The 20,249-nt window shown below is 60.6% G+C and carries 23 protein-coding genes and 1 pseudogene; 7 read left to right on the forward strand and 17 right to left on the reverse strand.

The features are described from left to right. Nucleotides 1-168: 168 nt before the first annotated feature. The 10 genes from ACILRA_RS06765 to ACILRA_RS06810 form a co-directional block, all read right to left on the reverse strand. The gene (locus tag ACILRA_RS06765) at nucleotides 169-1,209 is read right to left on the reverse strand and encodes a sugar ABC transporter substrate-binding protein (protein ID WP_395661337.1); all 1,041 of its coding nucleotides are present in this window, start codon (nucleotides 1,207-1,209) and stop codon (nucleotides 169-171) included. Between the two features lie 30 nt (nucleotides 1,210-1,239). Beyond that, nucleotides 1,240-2,010, reverse strand: coding sequence for an ATP-binding cassette domain-containing protein (locus tag ACILRA_RS06770; protein ID WP_395661338.1), 771 nt, complete (start codon nucleotides 2,008-2,010; stop codon nucleotides 1,240-1,242). Continuing rightward, on the reverse strand, nucleotides 1,985-3,160 hold the full coding sequence (locus ACILRA_RS06775; protein ID WP_395661339.1) for an ROK family protein: 1,176 nt from the start codon (nucleotides 3,158-3,160) through the stop codon (nucleotides 1,985-1,987). The genes ACILRA_RS06770 and ACILRA_RS06775 overlap by 26 nt, the downstream gene beginning before the upstream one ends. 78 nt (nucleotides 3,161-3,238) lie before the next feature. Next, complete coding sequence (locus ACILRA_RS06780) at nucleotides 3,239-3,589, reverse strand: RidA family protein (protein ID WP_395661358.1); 351 nt, start codon at nucleotides 3,587-3,589, stop codon at nucleotides 3,239-3,241. Between the two features lie 656 nt (nucleotides 3,590-4,245). Next, the gene (locus tag ACILRA_RS06785) at nucleotides 4,246-5,208 is read right to left on the reverse strand and encodes an ABC transporter ATP-binding protein (protein WP_395661340.1); all 963 of its coding nucleotides are present in this window, start codon (nucleotides 5,206-5,208) and stop codon (nucleotides 4,246-4,248) included. Beyond that, entirely contained in the window at nucleotides 5,205-6,176 is a 972-nt protein-coding gene (locus ACILRA_RS06790) for an ABC transporter ATP-binding protein (RefSeq protein ID WP_395661341.1), read from the reverse strand. Before ACILRA_RS06790 ends, ACILRA_RS06785 begins: the two co-directional genes overlap by 4 nt. Next, nucleotides 6,173-7,120, reverse strand: coding sequence for an acetamidase/formamidase family protein (locus ACILRA_RS06795; protein WP_395661342.1), 948 nt, complete (start codon nucleotides 7,118-7,120; stop codon nucleotides 6,173-6,175). The genes ACILRA_RS06790 and ACILRA_RS06795 overlap by 4 nt, the downstream gene beginning before the upstream one ends. 65 nt (nucleotides 7,121-7,185) lie before the next feature. Next, a complete protein-coding gene (locus tag ACILRA_RS06800; protein ID WP_395661343.1) occupies nucleotides 7,186-8,802 on the reverse strand; it encodes an ABC transporter substrate-binding protein in 1,617 nt (538 codons plus the stop codon). 45 nt (nucleotides 8,803-8,847) lie between these two features. Beyond that, nucleotides 8,848-9,771, reverse strand: a complete 924-nt coding sequence (locus ACILRA_RS06805) for an ABC transporter permease (protein WP_395661344.1) — start codon at nucleotides 9,769-9,771, stop codon at nucleotides 8,848-8,850. Next, on the reverse strand, nucleotides 9,771-10,622 hold the full coding sequence (locus ACILRA_RS06810; protein ID WP_395661345.1) for an ABC transporter permease: 852 nt from the start codon (nucleotides 10,620-10,622) through the stop codon (nucleotides 9,771-9,773). The genes ACILRA_RS06805 and ACILRA_RS06810 overlap by 1 nt, the downstream gene beginning before the upstream one ends. A gap of 204 nt (nucleotides 10,623-10,826) precedes the next feature. Here ACILRA_RS06810 and ACILRA_RS06815 point away from each other — a divergent pair, with 204 nt between their 5' ends. Beyond that, entirely contained in the window at nucleotides 10,827-12,350 is a 1,524-nt protein-coding gene (locus ACILRA_RS06815; protein WP_395661346.1) for a CapA family protein, read from the forward strand. Between the two features lie 383 nt (nucleotides 12,351-12,733). On the opposite strand, the gene ACILRA_RS06820 is transcribed toward ACILRA_RS06815, so the two are convergent. Together ACILRA_RS06820 and ACILRA_RS06825 are read right to left on the reverse strand one after the other, a co-directional pair. After that, nucleotides 12,734-13,144, reverse strand: coding sequence for a transposase (locus ACILRA_RS06820; RefSeq protein ID WP_395661347.1), 411 nt, complete (start codon nucleotides 13,142-13,144; stop codon nucleotides 12,734-12,736). A 135-nt stretch (nucleotides 13,145-13,279) separates the two neighbouring features. Next, nucleotides 13,280-13,594 (reverse strand): hypothetical protein, encoded by a 315-nt coding sequence (locus ACILRA_RS06825; RefSeq protein WP_395661348.1) that lies wholly within the window; start codon nucleotides 13,592-13,594, stop codon nucleotides 13,280-13,282. A gap of 246 nt (nucleotides 13,595-13,840) precedes the next feature. Between ACILRA_RS06825 and ACILRA_RS06830 the strand changes: the two genes are divergently transcribed. Together ACILRA_RS06830 and ACILRA_RS06835 are read left to right on the forward strand one after the other, a co-directional pair. Then, nucleotides 13,841-14,050 carry a cold-shock protein gene (locus tag ACILRA_RS06830; protein WP_395661349.1) on the forward strand — a complete coding sequence of 70 codons (210 nt, stop codon included), beginning with the start codon at nucleotides 13,841-13,843 and terminating at the stop codon, nucleotides 14,048-14,050. Nucleotides 14,051-14,053: 3 nt separating this feature from the next. Beyond that, a complete protein-coding gene (locus ACILRA_RS06835; RefSeq protein ID WP_395661350.1) occupies nucleotides 14,054-14,311 on the forward strand; it encodes a hypothetical protein in 258 nt (85 codons plus the stop codon). A 236-nt stretch (nucleotides 14,312-14,547) separates the two neighbouring features. Here ACILRA_RS06835 and ACILRA_RS06840 read toward each other — a convergent pair whose 3' ends face one another. After that, nucleotides 14,548-14,802, reverse strand: coding sequence for a hypothetical protein (locus ACILRA_RS06840; RefSeq protein ID WP_395661351.1), 255 nt, complete (start codon nucleotides 14,800-14,802; stop codon nucleotides 14,548-14,550). Between the two features lie 285 nt (nucleotides 14,803-15,087). Between ACILRA_RS06840 and ACILRA_RS06845 the strand changes: the two genes are divergently transcribed. Next, nucleotides 15,088-15,597: a DUF2165 family protein gene (locus tag ACILRA_RS06845; protein WP_395661352.1), complete on the forward strand. Its 510-nt coding sequence runs from the start codon at nucleotides 15,088-15,090 to the stop codon at nucleotides 15,595-15,597. A gap of 414 nt (nucleotides 15,598-16,011) precedes the next feature. Here the strand turns inward: ACILRA_RS06845 and ACILRA_RS06850 are convergent, their stop codons facing one another. The 3 genes and pseudogenes from ACILRA_RS06850 to ACILRA_RS06860 form a co-directional block, all read right to left on the reverse strand. After that, a complete protein-coding gene (locus tag ACILRA_RS06850; RefSeq protein ID WP_395661353.1) occupies nucleotides 16,012-16,212 on the reverse strand; it encodes a hypothetical protein in 201 nt (66 codons plus the stop codon). Beyond that, the gene (locus ACILRA_RS06855; RefSeq protein WP_395661354.1) at nucleotides 16,209-16,649 is read right to left on the reverse strand and encodes a nucleoside deaminase; all 441 of its coding nucleotides are present in this window, start codon (nucleotides 16,647-16,649) and stop codon (nucleotides 16,209-16,211) included. The genes ACILRA_RS06850 and ACILRA_RS06855 overlap by 4 nt, the downstream gene beginning before the upstream one ends. 176 nt (nucleotides 16,650-16,825) lie before the next feature. Beyond that, nucleotides 16,826-17,160: pseudogene (locus tag ACILRA_RS06860) on the reverse strand (IS3 family transposase); the annotation flags it as partial. Between the two features lie 921 nt (nucleotides 17,161-18,081). On the opposite strand from ACILRA_RS06860, the gene ACILRA_RS06865 reads away from it, so the two are divergent. From ACILRA_RS06865 to ACILRA_RS06875, 3 genes are all read left to right on the forward strand, one after another. Then, nucleotides 18,082-18,207 (forward strand): hypothetical protein, encoded by a 126-nt coding sequence (locus ACILRA_RS06865; RefSeq protein ID WP_395661355.1) that lies wholly within the window; start codon nucleotides 18,082-18,084, stop codon nucleotides 18,205-18,207. A 40-nt stretch (nucleotides 18,208-18,247) separates the two neighbouring features. After that, on the forward strand, nucleotides 18,248-18,376 hold the full coding sequence (locus ACILRA_RS06870) for a hypothetical protein (protein WP_395661359.1): 129 nt from the start codon (nucleotides 18,248-18,250) through the stop codon (nucleotides 18,374-18,376). A gap of 184 nt (nucleotides 18,377-18,560) precedes the next feature. Continuing rightward, nucleotides 18,561-19,229 (forward strand): DUF938 domain-containing protein, encoded by a 669-nt coding sequence (locus ACILRA_RS06875; protein ID WP_395661356.1) that lies wholly within the window; start codon nucleotides 18,561-18,563, stop codon nucleotides 19,227-19,229. 41 nt (nucleotides 19,230-19,270) lie between these two features. Here the strand turns inward: ACILRA_RS06875 and ACILRA_RS06880 are convergent. Continuing rightward, the coding region (locus tag ACILRA_RS06880; RefSeq protein WP_395661357.1) for a flavin monoamine oxidase family protein at nucleotides 19,271-20,249 on the reverse strand (979 nt) is incomplete at its 5' end.

The raw sequence follows: 20,249 nt of genomic DNA on the forward strand, positions 1-20,249 counted from the left end.
CGAAGAGAGAAAAGACGGCCAGTACAAAAAACAGCATGAACCAGACGAGGTTATCGAGGATGAATTCCACCCGCTGACGTGTTTGCGATGTCATATCTGGCCAGGTCCCGAGATGCGTGAAAGAAGGACCTCCGGGTGGATTACCCGGAGATCCATTGGCGAAGTTTGCTATTCGACCGACTTGACGGTACCCGCCGGCGGCTTCAGGTTGCCCCAGAATGCAGGATTGTCGACATTGTCCTTGCTGATCGCGGCGCCCGGGATCTTGATGTTTGGACCCCACGCTTCGATCGTTACCATTGATTTCAGGCCAAGCACGTCATACTCGCCGGCCTTGATCTCCTGCTTGTTGACGATCTTGTCCATGAACATGGCCACGGCCGCGGCCTGAGCATAGAGCGGCTGTTCAACCTCCACATTAAGCCAGCCCTTGCGGATGAGGTCGAGGCCAACGGGTGCGCCGTTGGAACTCATCATCATCACCTCGCCCGGTTTCTTTCCTGCGGCTTCAAGAGATGCCACCGCAGCCACCGAAAGATGCGCAGCATGGCTGAAGACCAAGTCGATGTCGGGGTTGGCAACAATGGCGTCTGCCACAATGGTGCCAGCGTTGCTGGCTTCCCACTGCATGGCAGGTTTGGAGATGATGGTGACGTCGGGGAACGCCTTCATCTTCTCTTCAAAGCCCTTCTGGATGTCGAGGGTGTAGGGATCACCGGGGTCGCCCAGAACCTGCAAAACTTTGCCCTTCACTGCGCCATTCTTGGCTGCAAGAAGCTTCTGGGTTTCCTCGGCGGCGATGTAGCCGATTTCGACTGTGCCAGCAACGGAGGTGAAGTCGGACGGCGTCGAGGTGATCTGGCGATCGAACTCGACCACAGGAATGCCTGCCGCACGCGCTGACTCTATCGACGGCTTCAGCGCATTGAAGTCCACGGCAGCAAGAATGATTGCCGCAGGCTTAAGCGTGATCGCATCGTTCATCTGCGACTGCTGGGTGTCCGTCTTGTTGTCGGCGTTGAGGGTCTTCATCTCGTATCCAACCTGCTTGAGGAACATCTCAAGCGCGCTCACCGAACCCGTCTGAAATTCGTCGAGCAGGGTGGGAACCATGTAATAGATCGTACCCTTGCTCTCGGCCATTGCAGGCGTGACGGCAGCAGACGCAGCCAGCGCGCTCATCAGTGCCAGGAATGTTCTTCTCTGCATATCGTTCTCTCCTCTGTTTCTCCGGATGACTCAGTTTCTCGCCGCTGTTCCGGCCACAGCGAGAGTTTCTCCCGTAATCATCTTGATTACCTCGTCGGGATTGGTGTCTTTGGTGGGTACGTCGCCGGCAACCACACCCTGCCGGATGACAACGATGCGGTCGGCCACCTGGAAGGCCTGCTGCATGATGTGTGTGATGATGATGACGCCAATGCCCTGGCTGGCCACCTGGCGGATGGTCTCAAGGCCGCGTCTCGTTTGTTCAACGCCGAGCGCGGCAAAGGGCTCGTCGAGCAAAACGAGCTTACCGCCCCAGTGGACAAAGCGGTTGAGTTCGATGGCCTGGCGCTGACCGCCCGAGAGGTTTTCGACGTTGGTCCGCAGGGAGGGAATGCGCGTTCCTGCATTGGCCATGGCCTTGCTGACGGCGGCTTCCATCGCCCTCTCATCGAGAATGGGAATGCCAAGGAACTTCCGCGTGATCTCACGGCCCATAAAGAAATTTGCGACCACGTCCACGTTGATGCAGAGCGAGAGGTCCTGATAGACCGTCTCAATGCCTGCGGCCTTGCCTTCGGCCGGTGACTTCGCCCTGTATTCCTTCCCCTCGAACAGCATTCGGCCAGACGTGGGTTCCTGTCCGCCAGCAATGATCTTCACGAGCGTCGACTTGCCCGCGCCATTGTCGCCCAACAGTGCGATCACCTCGCCCCTGTTGACGGAAAAGGACACGCCCTTGAGCGCCTGGATAGCCCCATAGGACTTGCAGACATGATCAAGTACCAACAGCGGCTGTTCCAAGGGCTACTCCTTTCCATTGGTCTTGTGTTTGCGGGTGCCTGAACATGCGTCCTTCCCGCGGTGCAAGCGCGCCGCGCACCGCAAGTGCAGCAGCACCGCGCAGCACTGTGTCTTCGCCCAGGCTTGCCACCATCAGGCGGGGAACCGTTCGGTCGTGCCTGGCCGCGATCGAATTGCCGAGGCTGTCTGCCAGTGCGCTCAGCCGTGTGAGCAGGCTTCGGGGCGCTAAGCCGCCGAGCACGATCGTCTGGGGATCGTACATGTTCTCGATCATGCGCACGGCTCGCGTGAACAGGGGTCCAATTTCAGAAACCCAGTCGGCTTCCGCAATCTTGCGGCGGCCAAACGCTTCAAGCGACACGTAGCGTTCCAGGCAGCCATGATTTCCGCAGGGGCAGCTCTCGCCTTCGGGCACAATCGTGAGGTGACCGATTTCACCGGCGTTGCCCCAATTGCCCCGGACGGTCTCGCCGCCGTGCACCATTGTTCCGCCAAGGCCGAGGCCAAAATAAAGATAGTAATAGTCTGAGAGGTTCGGGCCGAGGCCATAAAGCTGCTCGCCGAGTGCAGCGGTTGCCATGTCGATTTCAATGAAGCCTGGAAGGCCGCATGCATTCTCGAGCTGTTGGCGGATGTTCACATCCTGCCAGCCAGAGAGAGTTGTGGGGCCGATGAAACTCATGCTGTCCACGCCGAAGGGACCCGGCATGGCAAGCCCCGCACCCAGCAGCCTCACGTCCGGGTATTGTGTCTTCAGGCGCTTCACCAATTTGGCAATGATTGCAAAACATTGTTTGGGTGATGCATTGTCGTTCGCCTCGCGTGCGCTGGCGATGATGATGCCGCCCAGATTGACGAGTGCGACTTCGATGCCAAGCGGCGTGATCTGCACGCCAAAGGCATGGCCTCCGTGGGGATTGATGCTCAGCGCGCTGGGTGGCAGGCCGCGGCCTGCTGGCTTCAGCCGCGACGAGAGCAGAAAGCCGTCTTCTTCGAGTTCACGAACGATGTTCGAAATGGTCTGCACCGTCAGTCCGGTGCGGTCTGCGATTTCGTTGCGGGCAATTGGGCCATGCAGGCGGATGAGCTCAAGAACGATCCTCCGGTTGAAGGGCCGGCCCATCTCCTGGTTGGTTCCGCGCAGGGACATCACATACCTCTGTTCAAGGTTAGACAGCAAAATCCGATTTTGTCAAACGGCCTTCAAAAATGGAACTGTTGAGCGTTTTCAGCGATATCGGCAGTGTTCTTTGGGTTTCTCAAGAAGAATGGCTTCGATTTCGAAAGTGATGCCCATCGGCGGTAAGCCCATGCCCCCGGCGGAATAGGCGTGACGACCTGAATCGCCGAAGACCGCGACAAACAGATCTGAGCAGCCGTTGATCAACGTGGGATGGCCGCCGAAATCCGGAGCAGCATTCACCATTCCAAGCAGCTTCATCACAGCCTCGAGGGGTGAAAGCTCACCGAGTGAGGCCTTTGCCGCGGCAAGAAGCTGATGCCCGGTGAAGCGTGCATCATCAAACTCTTGCGCAACATTGGTACCACCGCCGAGCTCGCCGGTGCTACAGCTGGCAATCCTTGCTCTTCGTTGGCATTGTAGATCCTCGCATCTGCCAGTTCCTGGACAAAGCCATCACCTTCTGAGCGGCTCAAGAAGCTGGCGGCCGGCCTGTCGCTGGTGATACAGGTCCTTACGGACATTGCGGAGGAAACCGGAGGTCCGCGCCAGCGAAACTTGTAAGCCCCGAGCAGCATCGAAAGGCTGTCCGGATTATCGGGCAACCACGTGGGTCGCAGAGATACGTTCCAGCGCTGAAGCCGAGCGAAGATGAGCTGACCCGCAACGCTGTTCCAATCAAATCAAGCTATCGCTGTTACAGCTACTGCTGGGTGACGGCCATGCTCAACGACAGTGGCATGGCAGTGGGCAAAGACAGGGTTCAACGAATCCGGCGCCGTAAGGGGCTGAACTGGTCGAAATGAACTCGCGCTAGTATGGGGATGTCGGTCAGGCCAAGACTCACCATATTCATGTCGGTGCCGATCGTAGTCCTGCCCGGTCCGAGCTATTTCCTTGCACGCCGCAGCAATGCTCTTTCCCTGACGTTGCAGGACCTCAACTTGCCATAGCATCGTAATAATCTTCTCAGCTCACCACCTCTTCTTCGGCATGAGTTCTTTCTCTCCAGGCTATTCTTCTCAATTTACGTGGTACAGAAAATGCCGGCCAGGTCAGAGGATAGACGGATCCTCAACAAGATGGCACCGCACACCTGAACGACCACCGGACCGGAAGGCCGGGAGTTGGACCTTGCAGATATCTGCTGCAATGGGACAGCGAGGATGGAAAGCGCAGCCAGGCGGAATGTTTTCTGGGCTCGGCAGGTCGCCCTGAAGCACGGTGCGGGCCTTGCGTCTTTCCGGCTCGATCTCGGGCACTGCGGAGATCAGGGCCTGGGTATAGGGATGTCTTGGTTGTGTGAGAATGACATCCGCTGGTCCCTGCTCAACGATACGGCCGAGATACATGACGGCCACGCGGTCACTCACATGTTCCACCACCGAGAGATCATGTGAGATGAAAATATAGGAGAGGTTTAGCCGCGACTTCAGATCATCAAGAAGATTGAGGATCTGCGACTGGATGGAGACGTCCAAAGCAGATACGGGCTCATCAAGAACAAGAAGCGTCGGTTCCAGGGCGATGGCGCGGGCTATTCCGATGCGCTGGCGCTGACCGCCGGAGAACTCATGGGGATAGCGGGCACCGGCTGACGGATCGAGGCCGACGAGGGACAGAAGGTCCTTCACGCGCTCAACACGCTCTGCCCTGGAGCCAATTGCATGGATGTCCAGCGGCTCCGCGATGATGTCGGCGATCTTCATACGCGGATCGAGCGAGGCGTAGGGATCCTGGAAGACGATCTGGATGTCGCGGCGCCTTTGCCGCATCTCGGCCCGGTTCAGCCCCAGCAAATTCTGGCCGCGAAAGAAGACCTCGCCTGCCGAGGGTTCGATGAGCCGCAGCAGCATGCGTGCGAGGGTGGATTTTCCGCAACCCGACTCGCCAACGATGCCCAGCGTCTCGCCCTCGGCCAGGGTCAGGCTCACATCGTTCACCGCGTTCACCACCCCCTTGCCGTCACGGGCGGGGAAGGCTTTCGACAGCCCCTTTGCCTCAAGAAGATTCGTCATGGCATCGGGTTCCAGCAAGCGGCAGCTGCAGCCCCCAAGGGCAGCATCTGGGGACGTTCGGCGGCACAGCGGCTGGTGGCGTTTGTGCAACGTTTGTTAAAGCTGCAGCCCGTCCCGCGCTCGCCCGGTGGCGGCACGATACCGGGGATGCTCAACAGGCGCTCTCCCTTGCGTGCGCGGCGCGGCGACGAGTTGAGGAGGCCATAGGTGTAAGGATGGCGCGGACTCGCGAACACTTGCCCCGTGGGGCCCGTCTCCACGATGCGCCCGGCATACATGACGGCAACCGTCTCGCACATCTCGGCCACCATGCCGAGGTCATGCGTGATGAGGAGGATGGCAAGCCCCATCTCCTGCTGGAGCAATTTCAGCAGCTCCATGATTTGAGCCTGAATCGTCACGTCGAGCGCGGTCGTCGGCTCGTCGGCGATGAGCAGCATCGGGTTGCAGATGATGGCCATGGCGATCATCACACGCTGCCTGAGCCCGCCAGACAGCTCATGCGGATATTGCAGCAGCCGGCGCTCCGCATCGCCCATGCCGACCAGGCCCAGGACGCGGATGACCTGCTCTTCGGCCTCCCGCGCACGCATGCCGCGGTGAAGGATCAGCGGCTCGGCGATCTGCTCACCGATGCGGAGCGTGGGGTTGAGACTGGTCATCGGCTCCTGGAACACCATGCCGATGCGGTCGCCGCGAATCTTCTGCATGCGCTTCTGGGAGAGTACCGCCAGATCCTCGTCCCCGAACAGGATGCGGCCCGCCTCAATGCTGGAGGAAGGGCTGGGCAGGAGCCGCATGATGGTCTGCGCGGTGACACTCTTGCCGCAGCCTGACTCGCCCACCAGGCCCAGGGTCTTGCCTGCCTTGAGTGAGAAGCTCACATCCTCCACCACGCGCACGTATCCCTGCTCGGTCCGGAAGCCGACCGTCAGGTCCTCGACGCGAAGCAGAGGCGTTGCACTCATTCGAAGACGACGCGCGGGAAGTAGAAGGACACCACCCAGTTCGGCATGTCCACAACCTCGCTGATGCGGAGATCGCCGCACACGCTGCATAGCATGTAGGCATCGACCGGGTTCATGTTGTAGCGCGCCGAGAGAAGATCGATCATGCCAGAGACCGCGGCCTTGGCTCCTTCCATCAGGTCCGGGCCTATGCCAGTCGTCACCTCATAACCCTTGACGTCCATGTGGCGCGAGACGGGGCCGGGCGTGGTGAAGCGCGGGAAGGCGAGCCGCGCGCCCTTGACGAGTTCGAACTTGGCGGCGACGGAGCATGGGCTTTCGATGGCCGTGCCGCAAACTTCGCCGTCACCCTGTGTTGCATGCGTGTCGCCCACGCTGAAGAGACCGCCCGCAACTTCGACAGGGAGATAGAGTTCGGTGCCCGCACTCATGTCACGGATATCCATGTTGCCCCCCATGCGGCGCGGCGGGACGATGGAATGCGTGCCACTCCCGGCCGGTGCGAGGCCAATCGTGCCGCAGAAAGGCTTCAGTGGCACGCGGCCGCCCGGCCCATACATGGCGGGGGCGAGCGACTGCGCGTCATATTTCCAGATATGGAGGGCTGGATCCTTGAACTGGTCAGCCAGCAGGCCGAAGCCCGGGATATTGGCCGTCCAACCCCAGCCCGAGGGCACGAAGTCAAGCAGCGTCACCTTGATGGCGTCACCGGGCTCAGCACCTTCGATATAGACAGGGCCCGCCACCGGATTGACCTTGGCGAAGTCCAGCCTTGCAATATCGGCCAGGGTCGAACTAGCCGTGAGTTGGCCACCGGAGGAATCCACCGGGTGGAACTCCACCGATTCGCCGGGTGCGATTCGAACGGCGGGCGGGTTGTCGCGGTTCCAGCCGAAATGGCACTGGTGGTCGTGGATCGTGTGATTGCAGATGTGCTTGTGCATGGAACCCCTCAAGAACAAAGCTCCCCCTCCTGGAAGGGAAGGGGAGCATTTTGGGTTTGATCAGACTACTGAGCGTCCTTGGCGAAAATATAGTCGTAGTTGATCGGGATGTGGATCGGGTCGGTGTAGAGCGACGGATCGCCGCCGAGCCGTGCCGAATGGAAGGTGAAGCGCTTCTCGTTGAAGATTGGCGCCCATGGCGCTTCCTTCGAGACTTCGTCGAAGATCGCCTTCCACTCCGCGATGCGTGCGGCTTGCTGGTCGTCCTTGACCATGGAATCGGCCTTTGTTGCCCGGTCATCCAAGGCCTTGTTGCAGTACCGCGACCAGTTCCAGCCGCCGTCCACGGCACCGGCGCAGCCGAGGATGCCGTAGTAGAAGTTGGCCGGATCGGGGAAGTCGGCGATCCATGCCATGCCGCCTGACCACACCATGGGCGCCTTGCCGGCACCGCCGGCGGAGATCACTTCCGCCTGGGCCAGCGAACGGATCTCGGCCTTGATGCCAACTGCAGCCAGATCCTGCTGGATGGCCTGTGCGATGCGTGGGTTGGGATCGACGTTCATCACATAGAGTTCGGTCGTGATTTCGCTGGCACCCGCCTCCGCGAGCAGCTTCTTGGCCCCTTCCGGATCATAGGCGTAGCCTTTGTTCTCCGGATTGTAGCCTGGCATGGCCGGCGGAAGCGGCTGGTTGGCCGGTGCTGCGCGGTTGTTGACGAGGCGGACGATGCGCTCCTTGTTGATCGCCATGTTGACGGCCTGACGCACCTTGACGTTGTCGAAGGGCGGCTGCGTCACGTTCATGGTCACGTAGCCCGTCTGGAGTTGATCGCCCTCTGCAACCAGTTCCTTGCTGGCGGGGTCGGCCATGATTTCGGCGAACTGGGCGGGAGGAATGCCGTCACCCACGATGTCAACCTCGCCCTTCTTCAAGCGAAGCACCGCGACAGTCGGATCCTGGCCAAACTCGAAGGTGATGTTGTCGAGATAGGGCACACCCATCCGGAAGTAGTCCTTGTTCCGCTCGAGCTTGATGTTCTGGCCCGGCACCCATTCGACGAATTTGAAGGCGCCTGTGCCCACGGGCTTCTTGCCCCAGTCGGAACCCGCCTTTTCCACCTCTTCCTTCGGCACGACAAAGCCAAAGTTGATGGCCATCAGATGCAGGAAGGTCGCATCAGGACGGGTGAGCTTGAAGATCACCGTCTTGTCGTCCGGCGTCTCGATACCGGAGAGGGTGGTGGCCTTGCCGCCCATCACGTCATCAAAGCCGGCGATCATGCCGAAATAGCCCCCGCCCGGGCTCTGCGTTGCGGGGTTCACCGCGCGCTCGAAGGAGTATTTGACGTCCGCCGAGGTCATGGCCCGGCCATTGTGGAACTTCACGCCCTCACGCAACTTGAAAGTGTAAGTTAGTCCGTCATCAGAGACGGTATAGCTCTCGGCGAGATCCGGCTCGAGCTCCGTTGTGCCAGGCTTGTAATCCATCAGTCCGTCGAAGATAGACTTGATGACCGACCAGTTCTGCCAGTCGTAGCCGACCTGCGGGTCGAGCGTCGTCAGATCGTTGTTGAAGGTCACGGTTGCCGCACCCCCCTGCTTAGGCGCATCCGCCATGGCAAGTGGCGCGGCAGCCAGTAAGGCCACAACGGCAGCAGCCGAAATAAGTAGTTTCTTCATCGAGCGTCTCCCTGTGTTTTGGACGTGTTTTTAACCGCCGGCATATCAGCGCAACCGAATGCGCGGGTCAATCAGCGGGGAAATCAGATCAGCGATCAGGTTGCCCAGGACAATGAAACAGGCCGCCACGATCGTAACCCCCATGATAACGGGAATATCGAGGGACTGGATTGCCTGCCACATCAATTGCCCGATGCCTGGCCAGCCGAAGACATTTTCCACCACCACCACGCCTGACATGAAGATGCCGACGTCAAGCCCGATCATGGCGATAATCGGCAGAACGGCGTTGCGCAGCCCGTGCTTCATGACAACGCGCCATTCGCTCATGCCCTTGGCGCGGGCGGTGCGGATGTAGTCGTTACGCAGCACCTCGAGCATCGAGGAGCGCATCATGCGGGAATACCATCCGCCGCCAGCGAGCCCCAGTGTGAGAGCGGGCAGGATGAGGTGGGAGAGCGTGCCGTAGCCGCCAAGCGGAAACAAGCTCCATAGATAGGCGAAGAGGTAAAGAAGGGTCAGCCCCAGCACAAATTGCGGGGTGGAGACGCTGAGGAAAGAGAGCGTCATTGCCGCCTTGTCACCGAAGCGGCCGCGCCTGGTGGCAGCATAAATACCCGCCGGAATGCCGATCAGGAGTTCCGCGATGATGGCACCGAGCATCAGTAGCAGCGTGGGCGGCAGGCGCGAGGCGATGAGCGAGCCTACATCCGATTTGCGCGCATAAGATGTTCCGAGGTCGCCCTGGACGAGGCGGCCGAGGTAACGGACGTATTGCTCCGGCACGGATTTGTCCAGGCCGAGTTGAATGCGGATCTGCTGCCTGATCTCCGGTGACGTCGCATTGCGGCCCGCAATCATCGCCACCGGATCAGCCGGAATCATGAAGGTCAGTCCGAAGGTGACGATGCTGACGCCAAGCAGGATGAACAGCGAAGCGGCGAGGCGGCGGGCCAGATAGGCGATCATCAGCTCCTCCCCCGCTGGGTGGGATCGAGCGCGTCGCGCAGGCCGTCTCCCACCAGGTTGAAGGCGAGCGCGAGGATGAGGATGGCAGCACCCGGTATGAAGACCAGCCAGGGTGCGTTGAGGAAATAGGACTGGCTCTCGAAGATCATCATGCCCCATGCCGGCGTGGGAGGCTGCACGCCACGGCCCAGGAAGGAGAGCATCGCCTCCAGCAACACAGTCGTGGCAATGCCGAGTGTTGCATAGACGATGACGGTGGGTATGAGATGCGGCAGCAGGTGGCGCAGCAGGATCCGCCCATTGCCCGCGCCGAGCGCGCGTGCGGCTTCGATGTATTCGCGCTCGGAGAGCGCCAACGTCTCCGCATAAATGACCCGGGCAATTTGCACCCAATTCACAAGCGCAATGACGAGGATGATGATGCTGATGCCGGGCTTCAGGATCGCCGCGAGGGCAATGGCCAGCAGAAGTGGCGGAAAGGCCATCATCAAATCGGTGAAGCGCATGATGGACGCACCCCACCAGCCCCGCAGATAGCCCGCGAGAAGGCCGAGCGCGGTGCCCACCGCCACGGCAAGACCGTTGGCCACGATGCCAATCAGCAGGGAGGTCTGCGCGCCGAAGAGCAGACGGGAGAACTGGTCGCGGCCGTTGGTGTCGGTGCCAAACCAGAAGCGCGCGTTGGGCGGCAGGGGAGACCCCTCGAGGGTCAGCCCATCGAAATACTGTTCCGACGGATTGTGAGGCGCCAGCCATGGCGCTGCCGCAGCGGCAATCACAAAGACGGCAATGATCACCAGCCCGGCCATAGCCAGCTTGTCACGTCGGAAGCGGTTCCAAGTATCGTTCATGCGAGGCTGAACTCAGGGAGGGAACGGAAGGGCAGACTTAGCAACGGAAGGACTGCCGCCGCAAGGAAGACGCGTCGCTTCGTCCATCGCGTGTTGAAGTTAGCCCAAATAGCTGAGGACGACCGGCCCCGGCCGTCGGCGGCGTCGCGTCTCCCCGCCCGAATCGGGGTAGGGATATGCGCGACACAGGCGATCGATAGGGTCATGACAGCATCTGCAAGGTTTGGGCTCGGTTGGGCCGTGTATATGGTTCTGGCCGTCGCCTGCTCGGCCCTGCTGATGCCTGCCGCCGCTCCGGCAAACGAATCGGACAGCGACATCACGGGAAGCCTTCCGGGCGGAGGGTTGGCGGCGCGCCAGGGACTGCAGAAGCTGGAGCCAGAGAAAGCTCCGCCTGGCCGGCTCATCATTCTCGGCTTTGCCGGCGACCTAGGATTCTCGGGCAAGGACCAGCCGCTTTCCACCGCGGGGGCGATACGCCACGGACGGGTGATCCCATGGGATGAGCTTGTCTCCGGCGTTGCTCCCCTGCTTGAGGCTGACGCGACATTCGCCAATCTGGAAACCGTGATCACGGATCGCCCCGGTCTTGCGTCCGTCGACAAGGCCTTCAATTTCCTGGCGAGCCCCGCCGGGCTGAGGGCGGCGGTGGGCGCCGGGATCAACGTGATCACCGCCGCGAACAATCACGCTGCCGATTTCGGCGAGGAGGGGATCGCGGATACGCTTCGTCACCTCGAGGCGGAGCGGGCGGCTGGGCTCAAGGCCCATGTGGGGCTGGGCCAGGGGGATGAGCGTTACCGCGCCGAAGTCCTCGATCTCCAGGGCACGTCCGTCGGCGTGTCTGCTGTGGGCAAGGGCATCAACCCCGCGGGACCCGATGGCTACGGCCAGCCGCTCTATGCCAGCCGGCCTGACTTTGACCGCGTGAGCGCGGCGCTGGGCAAAACCGGGGCCGATGTCCGCGTTCTTTCGGTTCACTATGGTGAGGAGCTGAACCTTTTGCCCTCTGAGCCCGACAGGATGCGGTTGCGCTCGACCGTGACTCGCGGGGACGCCACCATCGTGTTCGGCCATCATTCGCATGTTGCCTCCGGCGTCGAGCGGCGGGGTGATGCCGTGATCTTCTATGGGCTCGGGAACTTCCTCCACGCCGGAACGCAGGACATGGCACGCTATGGCCACTGCCGGGACTTCGGCCTCCACGCCAAGGTCTATCTCTGGTCCGTGCCCGGGCACAAGCCGGTGTTGCGGGCGGTCGAGGTCACGCCGATCAGCGACATGCACGAGATCGCGAAGCCGTTTTCGCCTGAGGACGCCGCCAGCCGGATCGCCGTCGTCAATGCGATGAGCGAAGAGCTGAGCCGGGGCGGTGGCACACCAGTGCACTTCACCCCGACCGGTACGGGGTCCGGCCTTGCCTGCGTTCCCAGCCCTGCGATCTACGGCGACGCGCTGGAGCAGAGGTGCAGGTCGCTGGCCAGCCCGCTCATGAACGTCACCACAGACGCCAGCGCATCTCTCGCCTCCTGCAAGGCACTGCCTCAAATCCGTCTGGCAACCGGTGAGAAGAGCAGTTCGCCCGGGCAAGCCATGAACCAGGACGGCAAGCCGAAGAAGCAGGCTGAGCAGCCGGGCAAAACGCGAAAGACGGGCAAGTCCGCCTCTGCCGAAAGACCGAAGGCCAAGACACAACGGAAATTCTTCCTGTTCAACAGGTCAGACTAGACGGCGACGGACAGGGAGCGGTAAAGTTAACTTATTCCGTTCTGATTGGTCTGCAGGTCTCAGCGATTTACGCATCGTGAAGCGTGTGCAGGTGGTCTCTCGGCCTCAAAATCTGCAAGTGTACTGTGCTCGTGCGGCCCTGTCAGTCAGTTCGATCCCGGAACGGGATTCGCACTCGGTCGAAATACGACCCCCGATGAAACCTATAACTTACCCGCAGAGAACGTTGGGTAGACCCGTTCCCTCCGGCATCTCACTTCGTTAAACTATTGCAATCAATTCATCATTTTGGACTTCTGCGCCGAGAACCCTACCATTCTTCCCACCACCTTCCGCTTCATAAGATTATCGGAAACTTTTGCTTTTAGGTATTCTAGCCGAATCTATTCGCCGGATGTAGGGTCATCAGTAGGCTGACCATTACTCATAACTGAGGCCACGCGTGGCCCTCGCCCCTCGAATGACGATAGGAGATTTGATGCTGGCAGGCGTTGAGGTTGATATTCGGGGATGGCATGACTCACTCCGCCCCGGCGGTCAGGGACCTGCAGTAGCCAGTCGCCCGCCGCCAGCTTGAACAGCGGGTCATTGCGCAGCGCATCGCAGTCGTCAGCATCCTCATGACCGAAGGCAATGGCCATGATGCGGAACTGCTGCATCTCCTTCACCGCGTGGTTGATCCGGCTGGGGTCACGCCGGTCTTGAACGAAGGACGCCAGCATGCGCGTCAGCCCCAGCCGCCGGTCCGTCTCCCGCAGGAGCAGCAGGCTGCCATCAGAGGAAAGCACCGCCATCGAAACTCGCGGACACCTACTTGCGGGAAACGGCTGGAAGATCGACGGGAAGAAAGCTATCGTCACTCATGGCGAGTGTGGCCTTTGTTGCCTCGGTCGCAGGCAATCGTCGCGACAACGAATTCCTGTACCAAATCAACATATTACGCTACATCCACCAACCCAAGATGATCGCCTTGGTAAATGATCCGGGGTAGAGCACTTGCCTTCGCGGTGCACGAAATTCCACATCGTCCGGCAATCTACCTTCAGGCCGCGTTCGGCAAGCCCATCGGCGAGGCCCTGCAGGGTCACATCGCCACCCGCTTCGATCTGCTGCAACACCCATTCCCGGTGCGCGCCTCTGATCTTGAGCGGAACATGCCCGCCGATCTTGCCCGGCTTGACGCTGCCCGCCTTGCAATAGCGCGCCATCCACTTGATGACGCAGGAGGGGCTCAGGCGCCTCAAAGCACAAAAGCATCTGCCATTGCTTAAGGCCGCCTTTCATAACCATCGTACCGGTCAGTCCGCAAGCCCGGCGGTTGGACCGCCTCGCCGATGCCCGCAGTCGCCATGTGCGCCACTCCTCTCGGGCAATCATGCGTCTAAGTAGATTCCGTGGGTTTCGGAAATTCTTCGCTTTGCATACCAATTGTGAACGATAGCAATCGTTATCGGACGTGGTTAGGTCAACTTACGAGAAGAGGAAGTACAGTGGCGACAGGCAAGGTGAAGTGGTTCAACGATCAGAAGGGTTATGGGTTCATTGCGCCGGATAACGGCGGCAGGGATATCTTCGTTCACATCAGCGCCGTGGAGCGTGCAGGCCTCCGTTCGCTTGCCGAGAGCCAGGCGGTTTCCTTTGAGGTGATCACTGATAGGAAGAGCGGAAAAGACTCTGCTGACCAGCTGCGCGCCCTTTGATCCTTGGCAAAGAAGCCAAAGAAGAAAATCGCGGCCAAGGCCCCTACCAGATCTGCCAAGAAGAAAAAGGCTTTTGCCGCCAAGTCTGTGAAGGCAACGAAGCCTGCAGTCAGGAAGGCCGCCCGCCGCAGTAGGGCCGACGTCGCGAAGTTGCGCAATGCAGTGCGCGCCGGCTCCAGGGCGAAGAAGTCAGCCGATACTCTTGCAAAGGAGTTCGGCATCTCCAAGGCTTACGTCTACGCTCTCAAGCGCAAGGCCTGAAGCACAGCTACTTGACCCATCCGCGCCTGCGGCAAATCCAGTCACCATCATGCGCTCCGGAAACGGGGCGCGTGTTTTGTTTCGGGGTTGCGGCGCGTTCACCAGAGCGACGAGCACCGGCGCCGTCCCTCAATACCGTTTACAACGCTTCCCAACAATCCTCGCCCCAGCAGTCAATGCCGGGAAACACCTACAGGGCTGGAACGCCGATGGGGAGAGTTCCACATCTATAGAACTCAAACGCCGAATGGCAGAGGGGCGGCGCTGATGCCAAATCTGCCGGAAGCCGCTCCGGATCCACGCGATCTGCGCCCAGCCCTAAAGTTCGACATGGCAGAGAAACCAGCCTTCGAAAGGTCCCCAAGGCTCGTGGCGGTTGCGGCCTGCGCAATGTACGCCATGGCCATGCGGGCGCACTCGACGTCAAGCCCCATGCCCACGAGAAGGTCCTGCGCCTTCACGATGTCGGTGGCGAACTGGTTCATCTGCAAGGATGTGACCTGCGCCGCCTGCACCGGGGCGCGTCCCTCACCGTGCGCGTCAGCCCGCGCATCCTGTCCGCCACGCCCCGCGCCTGGCCCGAAACCCGGTCGAGCAATTCGCCGATAGGCTGGGTGATCTGGCTCGCCATGCTCTTGCTTCCCCTGCTGGTTCAGCAGCCACCAACCATGACCTGGCCCACGCCCCCAGAAACGCAGCGACCGGTCCATCGCCCTTGAAATCGTCTTCCGTAGGGCTATGACAGATGCAAGGCAGTTGACGAAGGAGAGTCCGCGATGGCGGTTCGGCTTGCAAAGATCATGCTCATTCTGTCGGCAGGGGTGTTCTGCCTACTGGTCGGCTACAACAACATCGTCGACTACAGCAGCAACTTCATGTTCGTCCAGCATGTCCTGACCATGGACACGACATTCCCCGACAATGCTGTCCGCGCAAGCCGCGCCCTGTCCAATCCGCAGCTTCATCATCTGACCTATTGGCTGATCATCGCGGCGGAGATTGCCATTGGCCTGATCTGCATTGCGGGCGCCTTGCGGCTGATGCCGGTTCTCCGGCGTCCGGCGGGTGCCTTCAACGACGCGAAGGGCATTGCCATCACCGGTCTCGCAGCAGGGGTTGGCTTCTGGTTCATGGGTTTCCTCGTGGTCGGCGGCGAGTGGTTCCAGATGTGGCAGTCGCAGAGCTGGAACGGCCAGGAAGCAGCCTTCCGCTTCATCGGCTCCATCGGCCTGATCATGATCTTTGTCGCAATTGATGACCGGGAGCTGCAGGCCACCCGGCGGTAGGAAGCCAGTCAGCCGCATTGCTGCAGCAGGCTGGCGAAGCCCTGAGGATCATCTTCCGCCCACGGAAATCAGCCGCGCCTCTGCATGTCAGAACAGCAGCTCGTCCCAGTCCATGCGCTTGACGCGCTCAGTGTCGGTATTGACATCATCTCCCTGTCAGTCAGCCACAAGCGCTGCACACGCAGGATGCGGCGCTCGTCATCATTCTGTGGGACTCCGTCGAGGCGCCATTCGGAGGAGGAGAAGCTCCAGAACAGCTTCTCCTTCTCATTGAACCGGAGCGCGTAGTACCTGACCTCGTTGATGGCCTATTCGTGCGATGTGGCAGTCCGAAATCCGGAACGGCCAGGATACAGCATTCCGCTCCGTGGGATGTATCGGCCTCATTGTAGTCTTTCTCTATCTGGACGACCGTCAGTTCAACTTATCAAACAGTGCCATCGCCTCGTCGGCAAGCACACCGCCCGTGATCTTGAGATGGGAGAAGGTGGTGGCATCGGCCACGGCCTGACTGGTGATCATGATCTGATCGATCCTGCTCGCAAGCTGCTCGATCGAGGCGGCAAAAACCACACGCTCGATGCCCGACCAGAGGATGGCCCCGATGCACATCACGCACGGTCCCCCGATGTATAGAGCGTCGTTCCGTGCAGATCCTCAGGCGGATAAGTGCCGATGAAATTCCGGATCGCCACGATCTCACCAAGGGCAGTGGGATCCTGGTTGGTCTTTCCGAGGTTTCGGCCCCTTGCGAGAACTTCTCCATTGCGCACGATGACTGCTCCGAATGGAAAGTCGGCTTTGGCCGCTTCCTCGATCGCCATGCTCATGAACTTCTCGTCATCCGCGACGACTGAGCCCTCTGCCCATGCCTGTCGCGCAAAGGATCCAAGGGCCATCGCCACACCCATGCCCATCCCGTTCCGCAGCACGCGCCGCCTGGATGCCAGCAAGGCATCTTCCGAAGGCTCGATATCTTGTTCTACGCTCACACACCGATCGAATCTCATCGCATTACCCCTGGGTTCAAACAGTAGAATGACCTTGGTCACCCGACAAACACAACAGCCAATGAGCGAACCACGGACATAGAGATGGCCTCACAGGCGGATCATTGGACATGATGCAGTTGACAGAGCCATTAGCAGTAAGGCCGCCGCTATTTGTCAGGCGTCCAGACGGCCAGCACCTCGGAGATCGATGCGACATCTGCGGCATCCATCTCGTCCATGGCGGCAATCTTCCAGTAACCCAGCCAGCCTTGCTCCCGGACGAGAGCCACAAGATTATCGGTCAAGTGCTTTTCATCTTCACGGCCCCGCGGGACCTTGCGCTGTGTCGACCGGTGATGGCCCAGCGCCGCACAGGCCCGTCGTTCGGAGACCGACAGCGCTAGCCGGACGGGCGCGATGCACGCGCGGCACCGCGCGGGGCTCAGTCGTTTCCCCGTGCCGCCTCCTTCATGATGAGCTTGTCCAGGGTGAGATCCGAGACCACCCTCCGGAGCTTGGCATTCTCAAGCTTCAACTCCTTCAGCAGCTTTGCCTGGTCCAGCTTCAGGCCTGTGCTTCTTCCTTGGCATGTTGTGCTCCTCCTTGATGCCAGGAGGCATACTTCAAGTCGGACCACTTCAGTGGAGGAGGATCACGATGTGCCATACCCTTCAATGTAGTCAGAAAGAACGTCTTGAAATTTCAAAGCTCAGATTTTTCTGCGTGCGCCAATGCCACCAGCAAGTACCTTCGTAGTTCAACCTTCGATCCATGGCACTCCCGCAAAGCCTATCTTAATCTTCCGACGTTCCAGAGCAGATATGAACAGGAAGAACAAATGAGATTAGTCTCAAAGCTCGTTGCCACGAGTACCATTCTGCTCAGCTTATATTCGTTCCAGGCGCATGCCGCCGGGCGAGGCGACCAATATCGGAATGAAGGGGCGGTAAGCAATCGGACTTCGAATGGCGAGCGCGCCCGGAGAGATGATGGTGCAATAGGTAACCAGTATTCGAATAACAGGCGCACTCGGAACACTCATGATCGTGAGCGGTCCTACAGATACGACCCTCCCGGGGTCTACGTTACTGATCCGTACTCTTTTCCACGCGATCCAGACCCTTGGGACCACCCCGACTTTTGGCGGTAGTCAATACCGGACTCCACGGCTATTGCGCCGGGGAAAGCTGCAGCGATTGGCTGCTGGCAGTTCCCAACTGTTACACAGATAAAGTCGCTCGGCTGACGTTACAGCCCACTAAATGCCGCATCGAAGAAATGGCAACGGAAGAGAATCACCTCTAGCCGCATCGCCTTGATGTCAAAGACAGACCACCCGCCGCAGGCAGGATCAGTGAAGTGCGTGCCGTTATTCAAAAAATTGTGCTGATGTTGGATGGAATAGCTTCAGCGAGACTGCAGGAGAGCTTCATCTCCTAGCGGAATCCCTAAGGACCAGAATCACCCGCAACTGACTGTCGTCAAGATCTACGTGGCCAAGCTTATGGGTGACGCCCAGATCGTACGCGACCTGATGCAGAACCGGCCAGATTTCATGGCAGAGTTTCAAACCATTGCCGGAATGACGACGACCCAGATCGCGCAGGCGAGGTTTTGAAATCCGTGGGAGGCGTGTGGCCGTGATCGGTCTCGGTGCCGTGGGCCAGTCAGTGGCACGGCTCGCTGCAGCACTCGGCTGCACCGTGCTGCCCCCTGCCCGCCGGCGGCCGGGCACTGCCCGGCGCGGAGCTGCTCGGGCAGGCAAAGCCCAAGCTGATCCTCGTTAACGCCGCTCGCGCTGCGCTTGTCGAAGAGGCAGCACGTGGTGTGGCCCTCTGTCGGCACAAATGATTTACCGGCCCCAACGAGTGGTCCGGGTCGAACATTAGCCCAACGGTTTTCACATCGACACACGTCATCCGGCCTCGAAGCAACCTTGACCTTTGGCTGCTTCACGCGGATGAACGTCACATGCACGACGACAATGACACGCCTCTACCCGTTTCCCTCGAACGGCGTGAACAGGATGCTGACCAGCGGATGTTCTCGCCTTCGGCGGCGCGTAACGCCGAACCGATCCTGACGGTCCTGAAGGGTCTCTTTCCGGAACAGGGAACGGTGCTGGAAATCGGCTGTGGAACAGGGGAGCATGCGGTGTGCTTCGCCGCGGCGATGCCCACACTTACCTGGCTGCCCACCGATCCCGATCCCGCCTCTCGCGCCAGCACCGCCAGTTGGATCGGGCTCAGGGGTTTGAGCAATGTCCTGGCACCGATCAGCGTCGATGCGAGCTTACCCGTCTGGGGCGTCGAGAGGCTTGCGCCGTTTGATGCCATGTTATCGATCAACATGATTCATATCGCACCATGGGCAGCCACGGCCGGGCTGTTCTCCGGCGCGGGCCGGCTGCTGCGGGGCGGCGGATTGCTCTGCCTCTACGGACCCTTTCTGCACAACGGAGCCTATAACGCGCCGTCAAATGCCGCCTTCGACCAGTCCCTGAAAGCCAGCAATCCCGCCTGGGGCTTGCGCGACATCGCCGACCTCGAACGTACCGCCCTTGCGTCGGGCCTGAGGCTGGGCGAGACGGTCGCGATGTCCGCCAACAACACGCTGCTGGTCTTCCGCCGCGCTGCCTGAGGGACTGCACCCCGCCTTGCGCGTTCAAAGCGGGAGAATATTCAGAGCCGCCCGACAACCTCAGCGACCGCGCGTTCGGCGGCGTCCAGGGCACCGGCGAGGTATCCTGGAGAGATGAAACTCGTCTCGCTGCCGGCCAGAGACACGTATGGCGCCCAGCCCCCCGAAATCCAAGGCCTGGGATCGGGCAGCGGATGTCCTTCCGCCTGCGCGTCCGCTTCTGTCGCGGTGAAGGCGTCGGCTGTCCAGTCCTTGAAGAGGGTTGCCTGCGGCTGGCCCGCCCTTGCGCCAAACAGGCGCACAAGTTGTGCGATGGCGGCCCTGACAAGGGCCTCCTCACCGGCGTCCATCCGCTGCCGGCGATCCAGCCCCACGAAGCCGAACAGTGCAGCCGAACCGGATGCCAGGGTCGCATCGTGAATTTCCACCAGCGGCCCGACGCCACTCTGGGCCATGCCGGAGAGCCCGGACTCGCGCCAGAACGGACGATCGTAGAGGGCGAAGAACTTGGCATGCGGCGCCATCCATGTGGCGGTCTGGCGCCAGCGGCGCAACGTCTCGATGTCGAGGGCGGGCTCAAAATCAACCGTCGATGCCAGAAGCCGCGGGGGCAAGGCCGGGATCAGCTGCCGCGCCACAAGCTCTCTGTCTGCCTCGCCATCCCGGAACGACAGCACCAACCCCCCGTCGCGGATCGCAACACGGCTGACCCGCGCACCAAGATGCAGCCGCCCGGCAGGCAAGGCGCCCACCAGAGCCGAAACCATGGCGCCGGTTCCGCCTGCGAGCCGCATGGATGGCGGCTCCTGTGGAAGCGTCGAAAAGCGCTGCACGGGCTCGAACCGCGACCGCTCAACGACCACGTCGCCCTCGGTATGCTGGGAAAAAGCGCGAAGCCCGAGGCCGTCTACAACACGGGCCATCCTGGGGTGCATCCCGGGCCAGAACCAGGAGGGACCCAGATCAAAGCCATCGGGTGAGGGATCCCCCTCGCCGTTCACCGACAGGATGCGGCCTCCG

The sequence above is a fragment of the Aestuariivirga sp. genome (assembly GCF_044239095.1).
In the GTDB taxonomy this organism is placed as follows: domain Bacteria; phylum Pseudomonadota; class Alphaproteobacteria; order Rhizobiales; family Aestuariivirgaceae; genus Aestuariivirga.